This is a genomic window from Pseudomonas gingeri (genome assembly GCF_013385425.1).
GTDB lineage: Bacteria > Pseudomonadota > Gammaproteobacteria > Pseudomonadales > Pseudomonadaceae > Aquipseudomonas > Aquipseudomonas gingeri_D.
The window spans coordinates 112,921-131,578 of sequence record NZ_JACAQA010000005.1; the positions used below are offsets into that span (position 1 = coordinate 112,921).

General features: G+C 63.8%; 15 protein-coding genes. 7 read left to right on the forward strand and 8 right to left on the reverse strand.

Annotated features, from left to right (window positions below; translation table 11 throughout):
* Window positions 1-8 precede the first annotated feature (8 nt).
* The 8 genes from HX830_RS08220 to HX830_RS08255 all read right to left on the reverse strand — a co-directional run bounded on the left by HX830_RS08220 (window position 9) and on the right by HX830_RS08255 (window position 10,098).
* Entirely contained in the window at window positions 9-1,433 is a 1,425-nt protein-coding gene (locus tag HX830_RS08220) for a gamma-aminobutyraldehyde dehydrogenase (RefSeq protein WP_177099725.1), read from the reverse strand.
* 59 nt (window positions 1,434-1,492) lie between these two features.
* Entirely contained in the window at window positions 1,493-2,317 is an 825-nt protein-coding gene (locus HX830_RS08225) for an ABC transporter permease (RefSeq protein WP_152740188.1), read from the reverse strand.
* A complete protein-coding gene (locus HX830_RS08230) occupies window positions 2,307-3,254 on the reverse strand; it encodes an ABC transporter permease (RefSeq protein WP_152740189.1) in 948 nt (315 codons plus the stop codon). The genes HX830_RS08225 and HX830_RS08230 overlap by 11 nt, the downstream gene beginning before the upstream one ends.
* A 1-nt stretch (window position 3,255) precedes the next feature.
* Window positions 3,256-4,281 (reverse strand): ABC transporter ATP-binding protein, encoded by a 1,026-nt coding sequence (locus tag HX830_RS08235; RefSeq protein WP_152740190.1) that lies wholly within the window; start codon window positions 4,279-4,281, stop codon window positions 3,256-3,258.
* A gap of 301 nt (window positions 4,282-4,582) precedes the next feature.
* On the reverse strand, window positions 4,583-5,734 hold the full coding sequence (gene ydcS / locus HX830_RS08240) for a putative ABC transporter substrate-binding protein YdcS (protein ID WP_103495179.1): 1,152 nt from the start codon (window positions 5,732-5,734) through the stop codon (window positions 4,583-4,585).
* 87 nt (window positions 5,735-5,821) lie between these two features.
* The gene (locus HX830_RS08245) at window positions 5,822-7,312 is read right to left on the reverse strand and encodes a gamma-aminobutyraldehyde dehydrogenase (RefSeq protein ID WP_177099727.1); all 1,491 of its coding nucleotides are present in this window, start codon (window positions 7,310-7,312) and stop codon (window positions 5,822-5,824) included.
* Between the two features lie 106 nt (window positions 7,313-7,418).
* Entirely contained in the window at window positions 7,419-8,333 is a 915-nt protein-coding gene (locus HX830_RS08250) for a LysR family transcriptional regulator (protein ID WP_100942371.1), read from the reverse strand.
* Between the two features lie 97 nt (window positions 8,334-8,430).
* Window positions 8,431-10,098, reverse strand: coding sequence for a diguanylate cyclase domain-containing protein (locus tag HX830_RS08255; protein ID WP_152740192.1), 1,668 nt, complete (start codon window positions 10,096-10,098; stop codon window positions 8,431-8,433).
* A gap of 86 nt (window positions 10,099-10,184) precedes the next feature.
* On the opposite strand from HX830_RS08255, the gene HX830_RS08260 reads away from it, so the two are divergent.
* Genes HX830_RS08260 through HX830_RS08290 form a run of 7 tightly spaced genes read left to right on the forward strand, consistent with a single transcriptional unit; the run spans window position 10,185 to window position 18,639 of the window.
* Window positions 10,185-11,807 carry a methyl-accepting chemotaxis protein gene (locus HX830_RS08260; RefSeq protein ID WP_177099729.1) on the forward strand — a complete coding sequence of 541 codons (1,623 nt, stop codon included), beginning with the start codon at window positions 10,185-10,187 and terminating at the stop codon, window positions 11,805-11,807.
* Window positions 11,807-12,325: a chemotaxis protein CheW gene (locus tag HX830_RS08265; protein ID WP_177099731.1), complete on the forward strand. Its 519-nt coding sequence runs from the start codon at window positions 11,807-11,809 to the stop codon at window positions 12,323-12,325. Before HX830_RS08260 ends, HX830_RS08265 begins: the two co-directional genes overlap by 1 nt.
* Window positions 12,322-13,596, forward strand: coding sequence for a CheR family methyltransferase (locus tag HX830_RS08270; RefSeq protein ID WP_177099733.1), 1,275 nt, complete (start codon window positions 12,322-12,324; stop codon window positions 13,594-13,596). The genes HX830_RS08265 and HX830_RS08270 overlap by 4 nt, the downstream gene beginning before the upstream one ends.
* The gene (locus HX830_RS08275) at window positions 13,593-14,279 is read left to right on the forward strand and encodes a chemotaxis protein CheW (RefSeq protein WP_177099735.1); all 687 of its coding nucleotides are present in this window, start codon (window positions 13,593-13,595) and stop codon (window positions 14,277-14,279) included. Before HX830_RS08270 ends, HX830_RS08275 begins: the two co-directional genes overlap by 4 nt.
* Window positions 14,276-16,576, forward strand: coding sequence for a hybrid sensor histidine kinase/response regulator (locus tag HX830_RS08280; RefSeq protein WP_177099737.1), 2,301 nt, complete (start codon window positions 14,276-14,278; stop codon window positions 16,574-16,576). The genes HX830_RS08275 and HX830_RS08280 overlap by 4 nt, the downstream gene beginning before the upstream one ends.
* The gene (locus HX830_RS08285) at window positions 16,573-17,583 is read left to right on the forward strand and encodes a chemotaxis response regulator protein-glutamate methylesterase (RefSeq protein ID WP_177099739.1); all 1,011 of its coding nucleotides are present in this window, start codon (window positions 16,573-16,575) and stop codon (window positions 17,581-17,583) included. Before HX830_RS08280 ends, HX830_RS08285 begins: the two co-directional genes overlap by 4 nt.
* Window positions 17,584-17,634: 51 nt before the next feature.
* Complete coding sequence (locus HX830_RS08290; protein WP_177099741.1) at window positions 17,635-18,639, forward strand: response regulator; 1,005 nt, start codon at window positions 17,635-17,637, stop codon at window positions 18,637-18,639.
* The last annotated feature ends 19 nt before the right edge of the window (window positions 18,640-18,658 follow it).

Below are 18,658 nucleotides of genomic sequence, written 5' to 3' on the forward strand. Positions count from 1 at the left end.
GTTGGTACTTAGTGCTTGAACATCACATGGCGCACGGTGGTGTAGTCTTCCAGCCCGTACATGGACATGTCCTTGCCATAACCGGACAGTTTCTGCCCGCCATGGGGCATTTCGCTGACCAGCATGAAGTGGGTATTGACCCAGGTGCAGCCGTACTGCAAACGGGCCGCCAGACGGTGGGCGCGCCCGACGTCGGCGGTCCATACCGACGATGCCAGGCCGTAATCCGAATCGTTGGCCCAACCCAGTACCTGGGCTTCATCGGAAAACTTCGTCACCGACACCACCGGCCCGAATACCTCTCGGCGGACGATTTCGTCATCCTGCTGGGCATCGGCGAGGACCGTTGGTTCGAAGAAGAAGCCATTGCCGGGCACCGTCTTGCCACCGGTGACCAGGCGGATATGCGACTGGGCCAGTGCGCGCTCGACAAAGCCGGCCACGCGGTCACGGTGCTGCGCGGTGATCAGCGGGCCCAGCTCGGTTTCCGGATCGTCCTGCAAACCGTACTTGATGGTGCTGACCGCCGCGCCGAGTTTCTCGACAAACTTCTCGTAGATCCCGGCCTGGGCGTAGACCCGGCAGGCGGCGGTGCAGTCCTGGCCGGCATTGTAGAAACCGAAGGTGCGGATGCCCTCCACGGCGGCGTCGATATCGGCGTCGTCGAAGATGATCACCGGGGCCTTGCCACCCAGCTCCATATGCATGCGCTTCACGCTGTCGGCGGTGCTGGAAATGATGTGCGAGCCGGTGGCGATGGAACCGGTCAGCGAGACCATTCGCACCTGCGGGTGGGTCACCAGCGGATTGCCCACGGTCGGGCCACGGCCGAAGACCAGGTTGAGCACGCCGGCGGGGAAGATCTGCGCCGCCAGTTCGGCCAGGCGCAGGGCGGTCAACGGGGTCTGTTCCGAGGGTTTGAGCACCACGGTATTGCCGGCGGCCAGGGCCGGGGCGATTTTCCAGGCGACCATCATCAGCGGGTAGTTCCACGGCGCGATGGAGGCGATCACGCCCACCGGGTCGCGGCGGATCATCGAGGTGTGGCCGGGCAGGTATTCGCCCGCCGCCGAACCGCTCATGCAGCGGCTGGCACCGGCGAAGAAGCGGAACACGTCGGCGATGGCCGGGATCTCGTCGTTGAGGGCGGCGCTCAGGGGTTTGCCGCAGTTGTCCGATTCCAGTTTCGCCAGCTCCGGACCATGGGCCTCGATGGAGTCGGCCAGTTTCAGCAGCAGCAGGGAGCGGTCTTTCGGCGCGGTCTGCGACCAGCTTTCGAAAGCGTCGGCGGCGGCGCGCACGGCGGCGTCGACCTGGGCTTCGCTGGCTTCGTGGATATCCACCAGCACCCGGCCCAGGGACGGGTTGAATACGGATTGGGCCGGGCCTTCGCCGTTGACGAGTTGGCCGTTGATCAGCAGTTTGGTTTGCATATGGGTGTCCTCATGACGCAATCAGATATTTCGATAAACACCGAACCTTTGGAAATGGGTTATTTGCCGCCACTGCCCGCCACGCTTTCGCCGCCGCGAGTCAGGTAGTAGGCGCCGAGAATCGGCAGCATCGTGACCATCATCACCAGCATGGCGACCACGTTGGTCACGGGCACATCCCGTGGCCGGCTGAGCTGGTTGAGCAGCCAGATCGGCAAGGTGCGTTCATGGCCGGCGGTAAAGGTGGTGACGATGATCTCGTCGAATGACAGGGCAAACGCCAGCATGCCGCCGGCCAGCAACGCCGAGCCGAGGTTCGGCAGGACGATGTAGCGGAAGGTCTGCCAGCCGTCGGCGCCCAGGTCCATCGAGGCCTCGATCAGGCTGTGGGAGGTGCGCCGCAAGCGGGCGATGACGTTGTTGTAGACGATCACCACGCAGAAGGTCGCGTGGCCGACAATGATGGTGAACATCCCCGGCTCGATCCCCAGGGTCTTGAAGGTTGCCAGCAAGGCGATCCCGGTGATGATCCCCGGCAGGGCTATGGGTAGGATCAGCATCAGCGAGATGCCCTGCTTGCCGAAGAAGTCCCGGCGATACAGGGCGGCCGAGGCCAGGGTGCCGAGCAGCATGGCGATCAGCGTGGCAATCGCGGCGATCTGCAACGACAGCTTGATGGCTTCCAGTACATCGGGCCGGGCGAAGGCCACGCTGAACCACTTCAGGGTGAAGCCCTGGGGCGGGAAGCTGAAGGCCGAGTCCTCGGTGTTGAAGGCGTAGAGGAAGATGATCAGGATCGGAAAATGCAGGAACACCAGTCCGCCCCAGGCGGCCAGGCGCAGACCCAGGGAGGCCTTGTCCCCATGTTGTGAATTAGAGCGCATCGAAGGCCCCCAGGCGTTTGACGATGGACAGGTACACGGCGATCAGCACGATCGGCACCAGGGTGAAGGCCGCGGCCATCGGCATATTGCCGATGGCGCCCTGTTGGGCGTAGACCATGCTGCCGACGAAGTAGCCGGGCGGGCCGATCAGTTGCGGCACGATAAAGTCGCCCAGGGTCAGCGAGAAGGTGAAGATCGATCCCGCCGCGATGCCCGGAATCGACAGCGGCAGGACCACCTGCATAAAGGTCTGGCGCGGCTTGGCGCCGAGGTCCGCGGACGCTTGCAACAGCGACGGCGGCAGGCGCTCCAGGGAGGCCTGGATCGGCAGGATCATGAACGGCAGCCAGATATAGACGAACACCAGGCAGCGTCCCAGGTGCGAGGTCGACAAGGTGCTACCGCCAATCCCGGGAATCCCCAGGATGAACTGCAGCAGCGGCTCCAGCCCGAGGTGCTGGACGAACCACTGGGCGACGCCGCCCTTGGCCAGCAGCAGCGTCCAGGCGTAGGCCTTGACGATATAGCTGGCCCACATCGGCATCATCACCGCGATATAGAAGAACGCCTTGGTCTTGCCGGTGGTGTAGCGCGCCATGTAGTAGGCGATGGGAAAGGCGATAAAGCCGGCGACGATGGACACCACCACCGCCATGCCCAGGGTACGCAGGATGATGTCGAAGTTCGACGGCGCGAACAGCGCGGCGAAGTTGGCCAGGGTCAGGTCCGGGGTGACCGCCATGGTGAAGTCGTCGAAGGTGTAGAACCCCTGCCAGAGCAGGGTCAGCAGCGAGCCGAGGTAGATCGCGCCGAACCAGATCAGTGGCGGCACCAGCAGCAGCGCCAGGTAGACGTTGGGGCGGCGGTACAACAGGTTGGCGAAGCGCCGCATCGGTGAGCCGGCCGCGGTCGCTTGGGGGAGGGCGAGGGTGTTCATCTCAGGCCTCGCTCGCCAGCACGGTCATGGCTTCCCGCGCCCAGCGCGCGGTGATGCGCTGGCCGGCCTGGTGTCCGGTATGGATGGCCTGCCATTGGCTGTTGGGCTGGCTGATGTTCAGGGTCTGGCCGTTGTCCAGTTTCAGTTCGTAGCGGGTGGCGCTGCCCTGGTACTGGATATCGTGGAGCAGGCCGCTGATCTCGACCTCATGACCTTGCACCGGACCGTCGGCGAAGCGCACGTGTTCCGGACGGATCGACAGCGGCAGGTCGCTGCCACAGAGCTGTTTCGCCAGCTCGCCGCGAATCACGTTGGAGGTGCCGACGAACTCGGCGACAAACACGGTGGCCGGTTTCATATAGAGGTTGCGCGGGCTGTCGACCTGTTCGATGCGGCCCTTGTTGAATACGGCGACGCGGTCGGACATGGACAGGGCTTCGGTCTGGTCGTGGGTGACGAAGATGAAGGTGATGCCCAGTTGGCGCTGGAGCTTTTTCAGCTCGCCCTGCATCTGTTCGCGCAACTTGAGGTCGAGGGCGCCGAGGGGCTCGTCGAGCAGCAGCACGCGGGGGCGATTGACCAGGGCGCGGGCCAGGGCCACCCGCTGGCGCTGGCCGCCGGAGAGCTGCACCGGCTTGCGCTCGCCGTAGCCGGCCAGGGCGACCATGCCCAGGGCTTCTTCGGCACGGTTCAGGCGTTCGGTTTTGCCGACGCCTTTGACTTTCAAACCGTAGGCGACGTTGTCGCGCACGTTCATATGGGGGAACAGCGCGTAATCCTGGAACACCGTGTTCACATCGCGCTGATAGGGCGGCAGGCCGGCGGCTTCTTCGCCATGGATGCGGATCGAGCCGGCGCTGGGTTGTTCGAAGCCGGCGATCAGGCGCAGGCAGGTGGTCTTGCCTGAGCCGGAAGGGCCGAGCATGGAAAAGAACTCGCCGTCCTGGATATCGATGGAAACCCGGTCAACGGCTTTCACTTCGCCGAACTGACGGGAAACGTGGGTGAACTGGACTGCAAGTGTCATGATGCGGTGCTCCGAGAAGGCGTGGGTCGCCGCAGCGGCCCGGCCTGGACTTCTGAAAAAGCTGAAACGGTGGAGAGCGGTCTGACTCACAGCGCGCCGCCTGTTCGGACGCCATCGCCGGCAAGCCGGCTCCTACAGGATTTGTGTCGTGCGCAACCTCGGTGTGCGACACAGATCCCTTGTAGGAGCAGGGCTTGTCGGGACGCCGCATCGCCGCGACGCTTTTAGCGGCCTCACGGGCCTCTTCGCGAGCAAGCTCTGCTCCTACAGGTTTCGGGTTGTGTTCAGGACCGCGTGGGACTCAACGACCTCCCATGATCGCGATGTAATCCTGGGTCCAGCGGCTGTACGGCACGAACTTGCCGCCCGCTGCCTGCGGAGTGGTCCAGAAGGCGATCTTGTCGAAGTGGTCGAAGCCATTGGTCTTGCAACCTTCAGCCCCCAGCAACTCGCTTTCCTTGCACGCCGCCGGGACCGCCGGCAACGAGCCGAACCAGGCCGCGACATCACCCTGGACCTTGGGCTGCAACGACCAGTCCATCCACTTGTAGGCGCAGTTCGGGTGCTTGGCATCGGCGTGCAGCATGGTGGTGTCGGCCCAGCCGGTGACGCCTTCCTTCGGAATGGTCGACGCCACCGGCTGCTTGTCCGCCTGCAAGCCGTTGACCATATAACCCCAGGAACTGGAGGCGGCGACGCCCTCGTTCTTGAAGTCGCTCATCTGCACGGTCGCGTCATGCCAGTAGCGATGGATCAACGGCTGTTGCGCGCGCAGCAGGTCGAGCACGGCCTTGTACTGGGTTTCGGTCAGTTCATAGGGGTTCTGGATGCCCAGTTCCGGCTTGGCCGATTTCAGGTACAGCGCCGCGTCGGCGATATAGATCGGGCCGTCATAGGCCTGCACGCGGCCCTTGTTCGGCTTGCCGTCCGGCAGGCTCTGCGGATCGAAGATCACGCCCCAACTGGTCGGTGCCTGCTTGAACACGTTGGTGTTGTACATCAGCACGTTCGGGCCCCACTGATAAGGCGTGCCGTAGGTCTGCTTGTTGACCACATACCACGGCGCATCCTTGAGACGCGGGTCGAGGTTCTTCCAGTTCGGGATCAACGCGGTGTTGATCGGTTGCACACGCTTGCCGACGATCAGCCGCAGGGAGGCGTCTCCGGAGGCGGTGACCAGGTCATAACCGCCCTTGGCCATCAGACTGACCATTTCATCGGAGGTGGCCGCGGTTTTCACGCTGACCTTGCAACCGGTTTCCTTCTCGAAGCCCGTCACCCAGTCGTAGGCCTTGTCGCTTTCGCCGCGTTCGATGTAGCCGGGCCAGGCGACGATATCCAGTTGGCCTTCGCCCGCCCCGACGGCTTTCAGCGGCTCGGCGGCCTGGATCGAGACGCTGGCCAGCAGCGCGGTGGTCATTGCACTGAGCAGTGCGGTCTTGTGCACGAACATGGGGATTCCCTCTTCTTTAATTATGGTCGGGGCAGTTGAACGTGATGCAGCGTGCCGTTTGCGGGCTGGTTATTAGAGTAGAGCGTCTTACAAATGCTGGCCGTGGCGCGCCATGATGTGTCGCACCACGCTGTAGTCCTGAAGCGAATCGCTGGACAGATCCTTGCCGTAACCGGAGCGCTTCAGGCCGCCGTGGGGCATTTCGCTGACCAGCATGAAATGGCTGTTGATCCAGGTGCAGCCGTATTGCAGGCGTGATGCCACCTGCATGGCCTTGTCCAGGTTCTGGGTCCAGACCGACGAGGCCAGGCCGTATTCCGAGTCGTTGGCCCAGTCCACCGCCTGGCTCAGTTCATCGAAGCGGGTCACGGTGACCACCGGGCCGAACACTTCGCGCTGGACGATTTCGTCGCTCTGCCTGCAACCGGCGAGCAGGGTCGGCTGGTAATAGAAGCCGGCCCCGGAATGTACGGCCGCGCCGGTGACCCGTTCGATATGCGGTTGCCCGAGGGCGCGTTCGACAAAGCTGGCGACGCGGTCGCGCTGGCGGGTGCTGATCAGCGGACCGATTTCATTGTCGGCGTCGCGCTTGCCGGCAAACCGCAGGCTGCTGACCGCCGCGCCGAGTTCGGCCACCAATTTGTCGTGAATCCCGGCCTGGGCGTAGATCCGGCAGGCGGCGGTGCAATCCTGCCCGGCGTTGTAGTAGCCGTAGCTGCGCACGCCTTCGACCACGGCCTGCAGGTCGGCGTCGTTGCAGACGATCACCGGGGCCTTGCCGCCCAGTTCCAGGTGGGTGCGCTTCACGCTTTTGGCGGCGGCCTGGAGGATTTTCTGGCCGGTGACGATATCGCCGGTCAGCGACACCATGCGCACTTTCGGGTGGCTGACCAGATGGCTGCCGACCCCTTCGCCACCGCCGCAGACGATATTGATCACCCCCGGCGGCAGTAGCTCGGCGAGGACCGGCGCCAGGGCCAGGATCGACAGCGGTGTGTGTTCCGAGGGCTTGAACACCAAGGTGTTGCCGGCGGCCAGGGCCGGGGCGATTTTCCACGCGGCCATCATGATCGGGTAGTTCCACGGTGCAATGGAGGCCACCACGCCAATCGGGTCGCGGCGGACCATGCTGGTGTAGCCCGGCAGGTATTCGCCGGATAGCTGGCCGGTCTGGCAGCGCACGGCGCCGGCGAAGAAGCGGAATACGTCGACGGTGGCGCTGAGATCGTCCTGGCGGGCCAGGTGCAGGGGCTTGCCGCAGTTCAGCGATTCCAGGCGGGCCAGCAGGTCGGCGTTTTTTTCCACCGCATCGGCAATGGCCAGGAGGATATTGGCCCGTTGCTGCGGAGTGGTCCGCGACCAGCCGGCAAAGGCCCGGTGGGCGGCGAGGATGGCGCTTTCGACCTGTTCACTGCTGGCTTCGGCGATATGGGTGAGCACCTCGCCCGTGGCCGGGTTGAGGATCGGCTCGACAAAACCCTGGCCGGCAACGAGTTCACCGTCGATCAGCAAGGCGGTGAACAGTGGGGTCGGGTGCGCGCCAGCCATTTTACGAGTTCTCTTTTCTTGTGTGGCCATGGAGCTTCCCCTATCGCTGGAGTCCGGCCTTTCTCTAGATGGATGGCAAGAGACTAGTGGGCGGACGGGAGGTCGACAAATACTAAATACTGAATGCAGCGTTCGATTAAATAGATGGCTTGCGGCCGCCGTGGGGTTGTTCGCGAGCCACGGTCAGGAACGGGTCCACCAGCGGCGGTCGGGCGGTGCCCCGGCGCCAGGCCAGGCCGACGTCGAGGGTCTGGCTCAGGTCGGCCAGGGGCCGGGCTTCGATGATGTCGCCCTCCAGCGACCAGGGCCGGTAGGTCATGTCCGGTTGGATCGACACTCCCAGCCCGGCCGCCACCAGGCTCCGCACTGCTTCGGTGGACGCGGTACGCAAGGTGATCCGCGGTTGCAGGCCGGCGCCGCGCCACATGCGCTGGGCATTGCGGTCCATTTCATCGACATTGAGCTGGATCAGCGGCTCGCGGGCGACGTCGGCCAGGTTGATGCTGTCGTGTTCCAGCAGCGGATGCTGGGCCGGCAGCCACAGGCGATGGGGAGAGTGGGTCAGGACCTCGGTCTGCAGGGCGTGGCGGTCTTCGAGGTTGGAGAGGATCAGCACCCCGACATCGATCTCGCCGCTGACCAGCAAGTGCTCGATATAGGGCCGCTCGTCTTCCATCACGCGGATTTCCACATTGGGGTAGGCGCGCTGGAAACGGGTCAGCAGGTCGGCGAGGTAGTAGCCGGCCACCAGGCTGGTCACGCCGATGGTCAGTTGCCCGGCCACCTGGTCGGTGCTCTGTTGCAGGCTGCGCTTGGCGTTGTCGACGGTGGCCAGGATCAGGTGCGCCTGGCGCAGGAACTGGTGGCCCTGGTGGGTCAGGGTCATGCCCTTGGCATGGCGGTTGAACAGGCTGACGCCGATCTCCTGTTCCAGTTGCTGGATCGCCAGGGTCAGGGTCGACTGGGAAATGAACACCGCCTGGGCGGCGGCCGAGATCGAGCCGGTCTCGGCCACGGCGATAAAGTGACGGATCTGACGCAGGGTCATCATGGGGTGCGCACCGATGCCGGTTAGCCGGCGGGTTGTTTTTATGGATGCGACCCAGTGTATATCTTTTTAATCGATGGCCTTGCAGGTGGTGGGCGCCTCAGTGCGACCCGCCAGCCTCTGCTGCTTCATGAAAGTGCGCCTGGCCCTTGCCCGCATGCTTGGCGCGGTACAAGGCCTGGTCCGCCAGGCCGAGCACGTCGCTCAGGTCCGCGGCATCCAGGGGCCACAACGCGCCGCCGATGCTGCAACCGATCCAGGCCGGGACATCGTGCACCCGGAAGGATTGCCCCAGGCTGGCGAGCACGCGTTCGGCAATGCCGCGTGCCTGGTCAATGGCATCGTGGCGGGGCACTTGCAGCACCATCAGGAACTCGTCGCCGCCCAGGCGTGCCACCAGATCGCCTTCGCGCAGGCAGACGCGCAAGCGACTTGCCACTTCCCTGAGCAGCTCATCGCCGCCGGCATGGCCGAACTGGTCGTTGATCGGCTTGAAACCGTCGAGGTCCAGGTACAGCAACGCCAGGTATTGGTTCTGTGCCTGGCTGCGCTGCTGGGCGCGCGGCAGGTATTTCTCCAGAGCGGCACGGTTCGGCAGGCCGGTCAGGGCGTCATGGTGGGCCAGGCTTTCCATCATCCCCAGGGCGGTCTGCTGATTGCTCAGGCTGTCCACCAGATGGCGGATCGACTGGCTCAACTGGGCGATTTCCCGGGTGCCCCTGACCTCGGGAATTTCCATGGATTCACCGAGGCTCAAGCGGTCGGCGGCCCGGGCGATAGCGTGCAGCGGTCGGGTAAACCAGGTGGCCAGCAACCAGCCGACAAAGGCGATCACCACCGCCAGGGCAATGCCCCAGGCCAGGATGTCACGTTGCAATTCCTTGGCCGGGGCGTAGGCTTCATCGAGCGTCTGGCGCGTGACCACGGTCCAGCCCAGCCCTGCATAGCTGCCATAACCGTGGCTCATGGCAATCCCCGTGAGATAGTCGTTGCCGTCCGGCCAGCGCTGGACGCCCCAGCGGGTCTGTTGTGGGTCGAGGTTGTCGAACAAGGGCAGGGGCAATGCCTGGCCGATCGACTCGCGGGGACCGAGGATGATCTGATGGTTGGCCGCGAGTACGAAAAACTCCACCTTGCGCCGGGCCTGCTGGGGTTCGAACAAGGATTGGCGCAGCTCTTCGGCCCAGCCCCAGGAGAGGTGCGCCGCGAGTACCCCTACTTTATTTTGTGACGATAGGTTGACGGACTCGTCGCTGAACACCGGCAGGCTGATGTCAACGAACTTCATGGCCTCGCCAGTGGGGTTGGGCAACAGTCTGGACAGTAGCTTGGCATCATGCACGTCCCCGACGAACAAGCGTTCCCGGCCCTGTTTGAACACGGGACGTTCGCTGATATCGGACTGTTCGAGAACGCCATGGGTCGCGGCCTTGACCACGCCGTCGGGCGCGACGAAACCGACCCAGGCGAAACTCGGGAATTCTTCCTGCAAATGATCGAGCAGGTGACGGATCTGTGGGGTATCCGAGGCTTGTTGCATCACCTGTAGCCGGCTGATGACGCTCAGCAGGTGAATCCGGCTGGCCATGTCGCGGTCCAGCCGATCCGCCATCTGGTAGGCGTTTTCGCCGAGATCCTGGCCGATTTCGTTGATCATCCGCGAATTGGAGTCGTGGCTGATGAACGAACCCAGCAACCAGCTCAGCAGGCTGACCAGCACGGCGATCATCAACGCAAAACGACTGCGTAAGCTGGGCAGGACGGGCATGGCTTGGGTTCCTCGAACGGATTGCTCAAGGATGACATACGCTCGGCTATACTGCCCCTCATTTGAATGGCTCTAGAGGACTGCGAGTGAAGAACTGGACGTTGCGCCAACGAATATTGGCAAGCTTTGCCGTCATCATTGCGATCATGCTGCTGATGGTCGTTGCTTCGTACTCCCGGTTGCTGTCGATCGAATCCAGTGAGGAGAGTGTGCGTACCGACGCCATTCCCGGGGTCTACTACAGCACCATGATCCGCAGTGCCTGGGTCGACAGCTATGTGCTGACCCAGCAATTGCTGGGGTTCACCGCCGACGGCGATATCAGTGCCGCTGACCAGGCGCAGTTCAAGGACTTCGAAAACCGTCTGAACGTGCAGATCGAGAACTATCAGAAGACCATTTTCAGCCAGGAAGACCAAGCGGCCTTCGACGTATTCAAGCGTGAGCGGGTGGCTTACGACAAGTTGCTGGCCAGCGTGCTCGATCTCTATCAGCACAAGCAGAACGACCAGGCTATCCGGATGTTCAACGAGCAATTGGCGCCTGCCTGGGCCGAAGGTCGCAAGCAACTCAATGACATCATCAACCAGAACAAGGACGTCGCCGACCAGGACACGGACTCGATTTCCGCCGCCGTGTCAGCGGCGAAACTCAGCATGGGTGTTTCCCTGCTGATCGCGGTGATCGCTGCCGGCCTCTGTGGCCTGCTGCTGATGCGAGCGATCATGGCGCCGATGCAGCGGATTGTCGAAATTCTTGAAATCATGCGTACCGGTGACCTGAGCAGCCGCCTGAACCTGGCGCGCAAGGACGAGTTCGGGGCGGTGGAGACCGGCTTCAACGACATGATGACCGAGCTCACGGCCCTGGTTTCCCAGGCCCAGCGCTCTTCGGTGCAGGTCACCACCTCGGTGACGGAAATCGCCGCCACCTCCAGGCAACAGCAGGCCACGGCCACCGAAACCGCCGCGACCACCACCGAGATCGGCGCGACCTCGCGGGAAATCGCCGCGACTTCCCGCGACCTGGTGCGGACCATGACCGAAGTCTCCACCGCCGCCGACCAGGCCTCTGTGCTCGCCGGTTCCGGCCAGCAAGGGCTGGCGCGCATGGAAGAAACCATGCACTCGGTGATGGGCGCCGCCGACCTGGTGAACGCCAAGCTGGCGATCCTCAACGAGAAGGCCGGCAACATCAATCAGGTGGTGGTGACCATCGTCAAGGTCGCCGACCAGACCAACCTGTTGTCCCTCAACGCCGCCATCGAGGCGGAAAAGGCCGGTGAGTACGGTCGCGGTTTTGCCGTGGTCGCCACCGAAGTGCGGCGCCTGGCGGACCAGACCGCCGTCGCCACCTACGACATCGAACAGATGGTCCGCGAGATCCAGTCGGCGGTGTCCGCCGGGGTGATGGGCATGGACAAGTTCTCCGAGGAAGTGCGCCGCGGCATGTTCGAAGTGCAGCAGGTCGGCGAGCAACTGTCGCAGATCATCCATCAGGTCCAGGCCCTGGCGCCGCGGGTGCTGATGGTCAACGAAGGCATGCAGGCCCAGGCCACCGGTGCCGAACAGATCAACCTCGCCCTGGTACAACTGGGCGATGCCAGCAGCCAGACCGTCGAATCCCTGCGCCAGGCCAGTTTCGCCATCGACGAGCTGAGCCAGGTCGCGGTGGGCCTGCGCAGCGGCGTCTCGCGTTTCAAAGTCTGATGAGCGAGTGGGGGGCGAAACGCGTCGCCAGCGCGCAGCGCAGGAACAGCCTGTTCCTGGTCTTTCGTATCCAGGGCGAACGCTATGCCCTGGAGGCCGTGGAAGTGGTCGAGGTGCTGCCGCGCCTGCAACTCAAGCCGATTGCCCAGGCCCCGGCCTGGGTTGCGGGAGTGCTGGCCCATCGTGGCGCGATGGTCCCGGTGATCGACGTCAGCGCCATGACCTTCGGCGAACCGGCGGCGGCGCGTACCAGTACACGGTTGGTGCTGGTGCATTACCGTCCCGCCGACGAGGTGCCCGGGCAGTTGCTCGGGCTGATTCTCGAACAGGCCACCGATACCCTGCGTTGCAACCCGGCGGACTTCCAGCCCTATGGCCTGGACAACCGCGCGGCGCCCTACCTGGGGCCGGTGCGCGAAGATGCCCAGGGCCTGCTGCAACGTATTCGGGTCAATGACCTGCTCAATGCCGAGGTGCGCGCGCTGCTGTTTCCAACGGTGGATGAGATGCGCCCATGAGTGACGACCAGCGCTTTTTCGATTTCCTCAAGCACCGCATCGGCCTCGACGTGGCTTCGGTCGGCCCGGCGATTATCGAGCGTGCCGTGCGCCAGCGTTGTACTCAGTTGCAGATGCCCTCGACGGACCACTACTGGACCCGCTTGCAGACCAACGGCGAGGAACAGCAAGCGTTGATCGAGGCGGTGATTGTCCCGGAAACCTGGTTCTTCCGTTATCCGGAATCCTTTTCGACCCTGGCGCGCCTGGCCAGCGAGCGGCTGGCACAGATCAAGGGCATGCGTGCCTTGAAGATCCTCAGCCTGCCCTGTTCCACCGGCGAAGAGCCCTATTCGATTGCCATGGCCCTGCTCGATGCAGGCTTGGCGCCGCACCAGTTCAAGGTCGACGGCATCGATGTCAGCCCGTTGTCTGTGGAACGGGCCAAGCGCGCGGTGTACGGCAAGAACTCCTTCCGCGGCCAGGGTCTCGAGTTTCGCGAGCGGCATTTCACTGCCCTGGCGGACGGTTACCGGCTCAGCGAGCGAGTTCGCGAACAGGTGCGTTTGCAGAGCGGCAACCTGCTTGACCCCGAGTTGCGGGTCGGCGAGGTCTATGACTTCGTGTTCTGTCGCAACCTGCTGATCTATTTCGACCTGGCGACGCAACGCCAGGTCTTCGACATTCTCAAGCGCCTTACCCATGTTGATGGTGTGCTGTTTATCGGCCCGGCCGAGGGCAACCTGCTGGGGCGGATGGGCATGCGCTCCATCGGCGCGGCGCAGTCCTTTGCCTTTCGCCGCGCGACGGAAGTCGAGCCCCAACCCCTGCCGGTGATCGTCCCGCCGCCTTTGCCGGTGCGTGTGTCGCAACCCGTCAGCGCGCCGGTGTTGCCTCTGCGCCGACCGTTTGCCCCCAGCGCGGTGTTCACGCCCGCCGCGCCAGTGTCGCTGGTCTCGAACGACGCGGCCGGCCTGCTGGCGCGGATTGCCACCCTGGCCAACGAAGGCAACGGCGCCCAGGCGCGCCAGGCCTGCGAAACCTACCTGCGCCAACACGAGCCGGTGGCCCAGGTCTTCTACTGGCTGGGCCTGCTGAGCGACGTGGCCGGCAGTGCGCTGGAGGCCCAGGGGTTTTATCGCAAGGCTTTATACCTGGAACCGCAACATCCCGAGGCCCTCGTCCACCTGGCGGCCCTGCTGGCTTCCCAGGGGGATGTGGCAGGCGCCCGGCGATTGCAGGAACGCGCCGCCCGTAGCGAGCGCACCGCTGACAGTGAGCGTAAACGATGAGCGGTTTGACAGACCTGAACCTGACCCACCACGACGCCGAGAAAATCGACGATTGCTGGAACCGCATCGGCATCCACGGCGACAAGTCCTGCCCGCTGCTGATCGAACATATCCACTGCCGCAACTGTGCGGTGTATTCCGCCGCGGCCACGCGCCTGCTGGACCGTTACTCGTTGCAACAGGAGCGTCCCGAGCAGGGCGCGGTGGTCGAGGCCGCCAGTGATGTGGTCACCCGTTCGCTGCTGATGTTCCGCCTCGGCGAGGAATGGCTGGGCCTGGCCACCCGCTGCCTGGTGGAAGTCGCGCCGCTGCAGACGATTCATTCGCTGCCGCACCAGCGCTCGCGGGCCTTGCTCGGTGTGGCCAATGTGCGCGGTGCCTTGGTGGCCTGTCTGTCGCTGGTGGAGTTGCTCGGGCTGGACGCCTCGATCACGGTCACGCCAGGCGGTCGGATCATGCCGCGCATGCTGATTGTCGGCGCCCAGGGCGGTCCGGTGGTGCTGCCGGTGGATGAAGTGGACGGTATCCATGCCATCGACCAGCGCCTGCTCGACAATGCCAGCGCCGCCGGGCCCCAGGCCAGCGCGCGGTTTACCCGTGGTGTACTGCCGTTCAGGGGGTGTAGCCTGCGTTGGCTGGATGAAGAGCAATTGCTGTCGGCCGTGACCCGGAGCTTCACATGACCCCCGATCAAATGCGCGACTCGTCGCTGCTGGAACTGTTCAGTCTGGAGGCCGAGGCCCAGACCCAGGTGCTCAGCGCCGGCCTCCTGGCCCTGGAGCGCAATCCGACCCAGGCCGACCAGCTCGAAGCCTGCATGCGTGCTGCCCATTCCCTCAAGGGCGCGGCGCGGATTGTCGGCGTGGATGCCGGGGTCAGCGTCGCCCATGTGATGGAGGATTGCCTGGTCAGCGCCCAGGAAGGTCGGTTGTATCTGCAAGCGGAGCATATCGACGCCTTGCTGCACGGCACCGACTTGCTGATGCGCATCGCCACGCCCAGCGCCAATGTCGGGCCACTGGAGATCGAAGCCTATGTCCTGCGGTTGCAGGCGTTGCTCGATCCGGCGGCGGCCACTGCGCGGGGGGGGCCGGTGGCGCCCGAGCCGGCGCAAGTCGCGTTCGTGCCGTCGTCTGTGGCCGCCGATCTTGAAGCTCTGCCTCTTGATAGCGCGTTGGCGGAACCCCCGTCGCCGGAACTGACGCTCCCGGGCCGTCGGGTCGCCGAAGGTGGTGAACGGGTGTTGCGGGTCACCGCCGAACGTTTGAACAGCCTGCTCGACCTGTCGAGCAAGTCCCTGGTGGAAACCCAGCGCATCAAGCCTTATCTGGCGACGATGCAACGGATGCGGCGCATGCAGGACAAAGGCCTGCGCGCCCTGGACCAGCTCAGCGATCACTTGAAGAGCGTCGGCCTGAGCCTGGAAGCCGAGGAGGCCCTGGGCGATGCCCGGCGTTTGCTGGCCGAGTCCCAGCAGATGCTGACGGCGCAAACCCTGGAACTGGACGAATTCGGCTGGCAGGCCAGCCAGCGCGCCCAGGTCCTGTATGACACCGCCCTGGCTTGTCGTATGCGGCCCTTTGCCGATGTGCTGAGCGGTCAGGTGCGGATGGTCCGTGACCTGGGCCGCAGCCTGGGCAAACAGGTGCGTCTGGAAATCGAAGGGGAGAAAACCCAGGTCGACCGCGACGTGCTGGAAAAGCTCGAAGCGCCGCTGACCCATCTGCTGCGCAATGCCGTGGACCATGGCATCGAAAGCCCTGAGCTGCGGGTGTTGGCCGGCAAGCCGGCCGAAGGCCTGATTCGTCTGCGGGCCTCGCACCAGGCCGGGTTGCTGGTGCTGCAATTGAGCGACGACGGCGCCGGCGTGGACCTGGAGCGGGTCCGCCGCAGCGTGATCGAGCGCCAGTTGTCCCCGGCCGAGACCGCCGCCCAACTGAGCGAAGAAGAGCTGCTGAGTTTCCTCTTCCTGCCGGGTTTCAGCCTGCGGGACAAGGTCACCGAAGTCTCCGGGCGTGGGGTCGGCCTTGACGCCGTGCAGCATATGGTCCGCCAGTTGCACGGTGCCGTGGTGCTGGAGCAGGTGGCGGGGCAGGGCAGCCGTTTCCACCTCGAAGTACCGCTGACCTTGTCGGTTGTGCGCAGCCTGGTGGTGGAAGTCGGTGGCGAGGCCTATGCCTTTCCCCTGGCCCATATCGAACGCATGTGCGACCTGGCCCCCGAGGACATTGTGCAACTCGAGGGACGCCAGCACTTCTGGCACGAAGGCCGGCATGTCGGGCTGGTGGCGGCCAGCCAGCTGTTGCAGCGCCCGGCCAGCGAACACCATGATGGCAACCTCAAGGTCGTGGTGATCCGCGAGCGTGATGCGGTCTATGGGGTCGAGGTGGAACGCTTTATCGGCGAGCGCACCCTGGTGGTGTTGCCGCTGGACCCACGCCTGGGCAAGGTCCAGGATATTTCCGCCGGGGCTTTGCTCGACGACGGTTCGGCGGTGCTGATCGTCGACGTCGAGGACATGCTGCGCTCGGTGGACAAGCTGCTCAACACCGGTCGCCTGGAACGTATCGACCGGCGCAATCGCCAGGTCAGCGAGGCCGTGCGCAAGCGCGTGCTGGTGGTCGACGACTCCCTGACCGTGCGCGAACTGCAACGCAAACTGCTGCTCAACCGGGGTTACGAGGTGGCGGTCGCGGTGGATGGCATGGACGGTTGGAACGCCCTGCGCGCCGAAGACTTTGACCTGTTGATCACCGATATCGATATGCCACGAATGGACGGGATTGAATTGGTCACACTCTTGCGTAAAGACACGCGCTTGCAGTCGCTGCCGGTCATGGTGGTGTCCTACAAGGACCGTGAAGAAGACCGTCGACGTGGACTGGACGCCGGAGCTGACTATTATCTGGCCAAGGCCAGTTTTCATGACGACGCCTTGCTGGATGCCGTGGTCGAGCTGATCGGGGGAGCCCAGGGATGAGGATCGCCATCGTCAACGATATGCCCATGGCGGTAGAAGCGTTGCGTCGAGCCCTGGCGTTCGAGCCGGCACACCAAGTGATCTGGGTCGCCGGCAATGGCGCCGAAGCGGTGAAACAGTGCGCCGAGGAGACCCCGGACCTGATCCTGATGGACCTGATCATGCCGGTGATGGATGGCGTCGAAGCCACCCGGCGGATCATGGCCGAGTCGCCCTGTGCCATTGTCATTGTCACCGTCGACCGGCAACAGAACGTTCACCGGGTGTTCGAGGCCATGGGCCACGGTGCCCTGGATGTGGTCGATACCCCGGCCATTGGTGGTGGCAACCCGAAGGAAGCCGCGGCGCCGCTGTTGCGCAAGATCCTCAATATCGGCTGGCTGATCGGCCAGCGCGGCAGCCAGGTGCGCAGCGTGCCCGGCCCGGCCCGGGACGACAGTCCGCGACAGAAGCTGGTGGCCATCGGCTCTTCGGCCGGGGGGCCGGCGGCCTTGGAAACCTTGCTGAAAGGTTTGCCTGCTAATTTTTCCGCCGCGATCGTTCTGGTCCAGCATGTCGACCAGGTATTTGCCGCCGGCATGGCCGAATGGTTGAGCAGCGCCTGCGGCCTGCCAGTGCGCCTGGCCCGCGACGGCGAGGCGCCGCAACGCGGCACCGTACTGCTGGCCGGGACGAACCACCATATCCGCTTGTTGAAAAACGGCACCCTGGCCTATACCGCCGAGCCCGTGAACGAGATCTACCGGCCTTCCATCGATGTGTTTTTCGAGAGTGTCGCCAGTTACTGGAATGGCGATGCGGTGGGCGTGCTGTTGACGGGCATGGGGCGCGACGGTGCCCAGGGATTGAAGCTGATGCGCGAGCGCGGCTACCTGACCATCGCCCAGGACCAATTGAGCAGTGCGGTGTACGGCATGCCCAAGGCAGCGGCGGCTATCGATGCGGCTGTTGAAATTCGTCCACTGAACAAGATCGCTCCACGTTTGCTGGAGATATTTCCGACATGAGTTCTATAGTCAGCAGCCCTGGCTTGAAAGCAGTACTTCAGGTGACCGCGTATGAATGATTTACAGATGTATGATTTCAAGACCACCGACGAAAACGCCGCGATGGTGTTGCTGGTTGACGACCAGGCCATGATCGGTGAGGCGGTGCGGCGCGGATTGGCCACCGAGACCAATATCGATTTCCACTTTTGTGCTGATCCGCACCAGGCGATTGCCCAGGCGATCCGCATCAAACCGACGGTGATCCTGCAGGATCTGGTGATGCCCGGCCTCGATGGCCTGAGCTTGGTGCGCGAATACCGCAATCATCCGGCAACCAAGGACATTCCGATCATCGTGCTTTCCACCAAGGAAGACCCGTTGATCAAGAGCGCGGCCTTTGCCGCCGGGGCCAACGATTACCTGGTCAAGTTACCGGACAATATCGAACTGGTGGCGCGCATTCGTTATCACTCGCGCTCCTACATGACCTTGTTGCAGCGTGATGCGGCGTATCGGGCGTTGCGGGTCAGCCAGCAGCAATTGCTCGACACCAACCTGGTGCTGCAGCGTTTGATGAACTCTGACGGTTTGACCGGGTTGTCCAACCGTCGGCACTTCGACGAGTACCTGGAGTTGGAGTGGAGAAGGGCGCAGCGCGAGCAGACGCAGATGTCGTTGCTGATGATCGACGTGGACTATTTCAAAGCCTTCAATGACAGCTTTGGCCACCTGGACGGCGATGAAGCCTTGCGCAAGGTGGCGGAGACGATCCGTGAGTCCAGCAGCCGGCCGTCGGACCTGCCGGCGCGTTATGGTGGCGAAGAGTTTGCGTTGGTGCTGCCGAACACCTCCCAAGGCGGGGCGCGACTGGTGGCGGAAAAACTGCGCCAGACCGTGGCGGGGTTGAAGATCCCGCACAATATGCCGAGCGAGGGGGCGGTGCTGACGGTCAGCATTGGGGTGTCCACGGTGATACCGCAGCAGGGCAGCAACTGTCGCGATCTGATTTCGGCGGCGGACAAGGGGCTGTATTCGGCGAAGAACAGTGGGCGTAATCAGGTGGGGATTGGTTGAGGCGGATAAATCGCCATTA

Excerpts from the sequence above, each read along its gene's own strand:
- HX830_RS08245 (WP_177099727.1), bottom strand. The coding sequence starts at position 7,312 with ATGGCCACACAAGAAAAGAGAACTCGTAAAATGGCTGGCGCGCACCCG.
- HX830_RS08270 (WP_177099733.1), top strand. The coding sequence starts at position 12,322 with ATGAGTGACGACCAGCGCTTTTTCGATTTCCTCAAGCACCGCATCGGC.
- HX830_RS08225 (WP_152740188.1), bottom strand. The coding sequence starts at position 2,317 with ATGCGCTCTAATTCACAACATGGGGACAAGGCCTCCCTGGGTCTGCGC.
- HX830_RS08235 (WP_152740190.1), bottom strand. The coding sequence starts at position 4,281 with ATGACACTTGCAGTCCAGTTCACCCACGTTTCCCGTCAGTTCGGCGAA.
- HX830_RS08230 (WP_152740189.1), bottom strand. The coding sequence starts at position 3,254 with ATGAACACCCTCGCCCTCCCCCAAGCGACCGCGGCCGGCTCACCGATG.
- HX830_RS08255 (WP_152740192.1), bottom strand. The coding sequence starts at position 10,098 with ATGCCCGTCCTGCCCAGCTTACGCAGTCGTTTTGCGTTGATGATCGCC.
- HX830_RS08290 (WP_177099741.1), top strand. The coding sequence starts at position 17,635 with ATGAATGATTTACAGATGTATGATTTCAAGACCACCGACGAAAACGCC.
- ydcS (WP_103495179.1), bottom strand. The coding sequence starts at position 5,734 with ATGTTCGTGCACAAGACCGCACTGCTCAGTGCAATGACCACCGCGCTG.
- HX830_RS08250 (WP_100942371.1), bottom strand. The coding sequence starts at position 8,333 with ATGATGACCCTGCGTCAGATCCGTCACTTTATCGCCGTGGCCGAGACC.
- HX830_RS08220 (WP_177099725.1), bottom strand. The coding sequence starts at position 1,433 with ATGCAAACCAAACTGCTGATCAACGGCCAACTCGTCAACGGCGAAGGC.
- HX830_RS08265 (WP_177099731.1), top strand. The coding sequence starts at position 11,807 with ATGAGCGAGTGGGGGGCGAAACGCGTCGCCAGCGCGCAGCGCAGGAAC.
- HX830_RS08285 (WP_177099739.1), top strand. The coding sequence starts at position 16,573 with ATGAGGATCGCCATCGTCAACGATATGCCCATGGCGGTAGAAGCGTTG.
- HX830_RS08275 (WP_177099735.1), top strand. The coding sequence starts at position 13,593 with ATGAGCGGTTTGACAGACCTGAACCTGACCCACCACGACGCCGAGAAA.
- HX830_RS08280 (WP_177099737.1), top strand. The coding sequence starts at position 14,276 with ATGACCCCCGATCAAATGCGCGACTCGTCGCTGCTGGAACTGTTCAGT.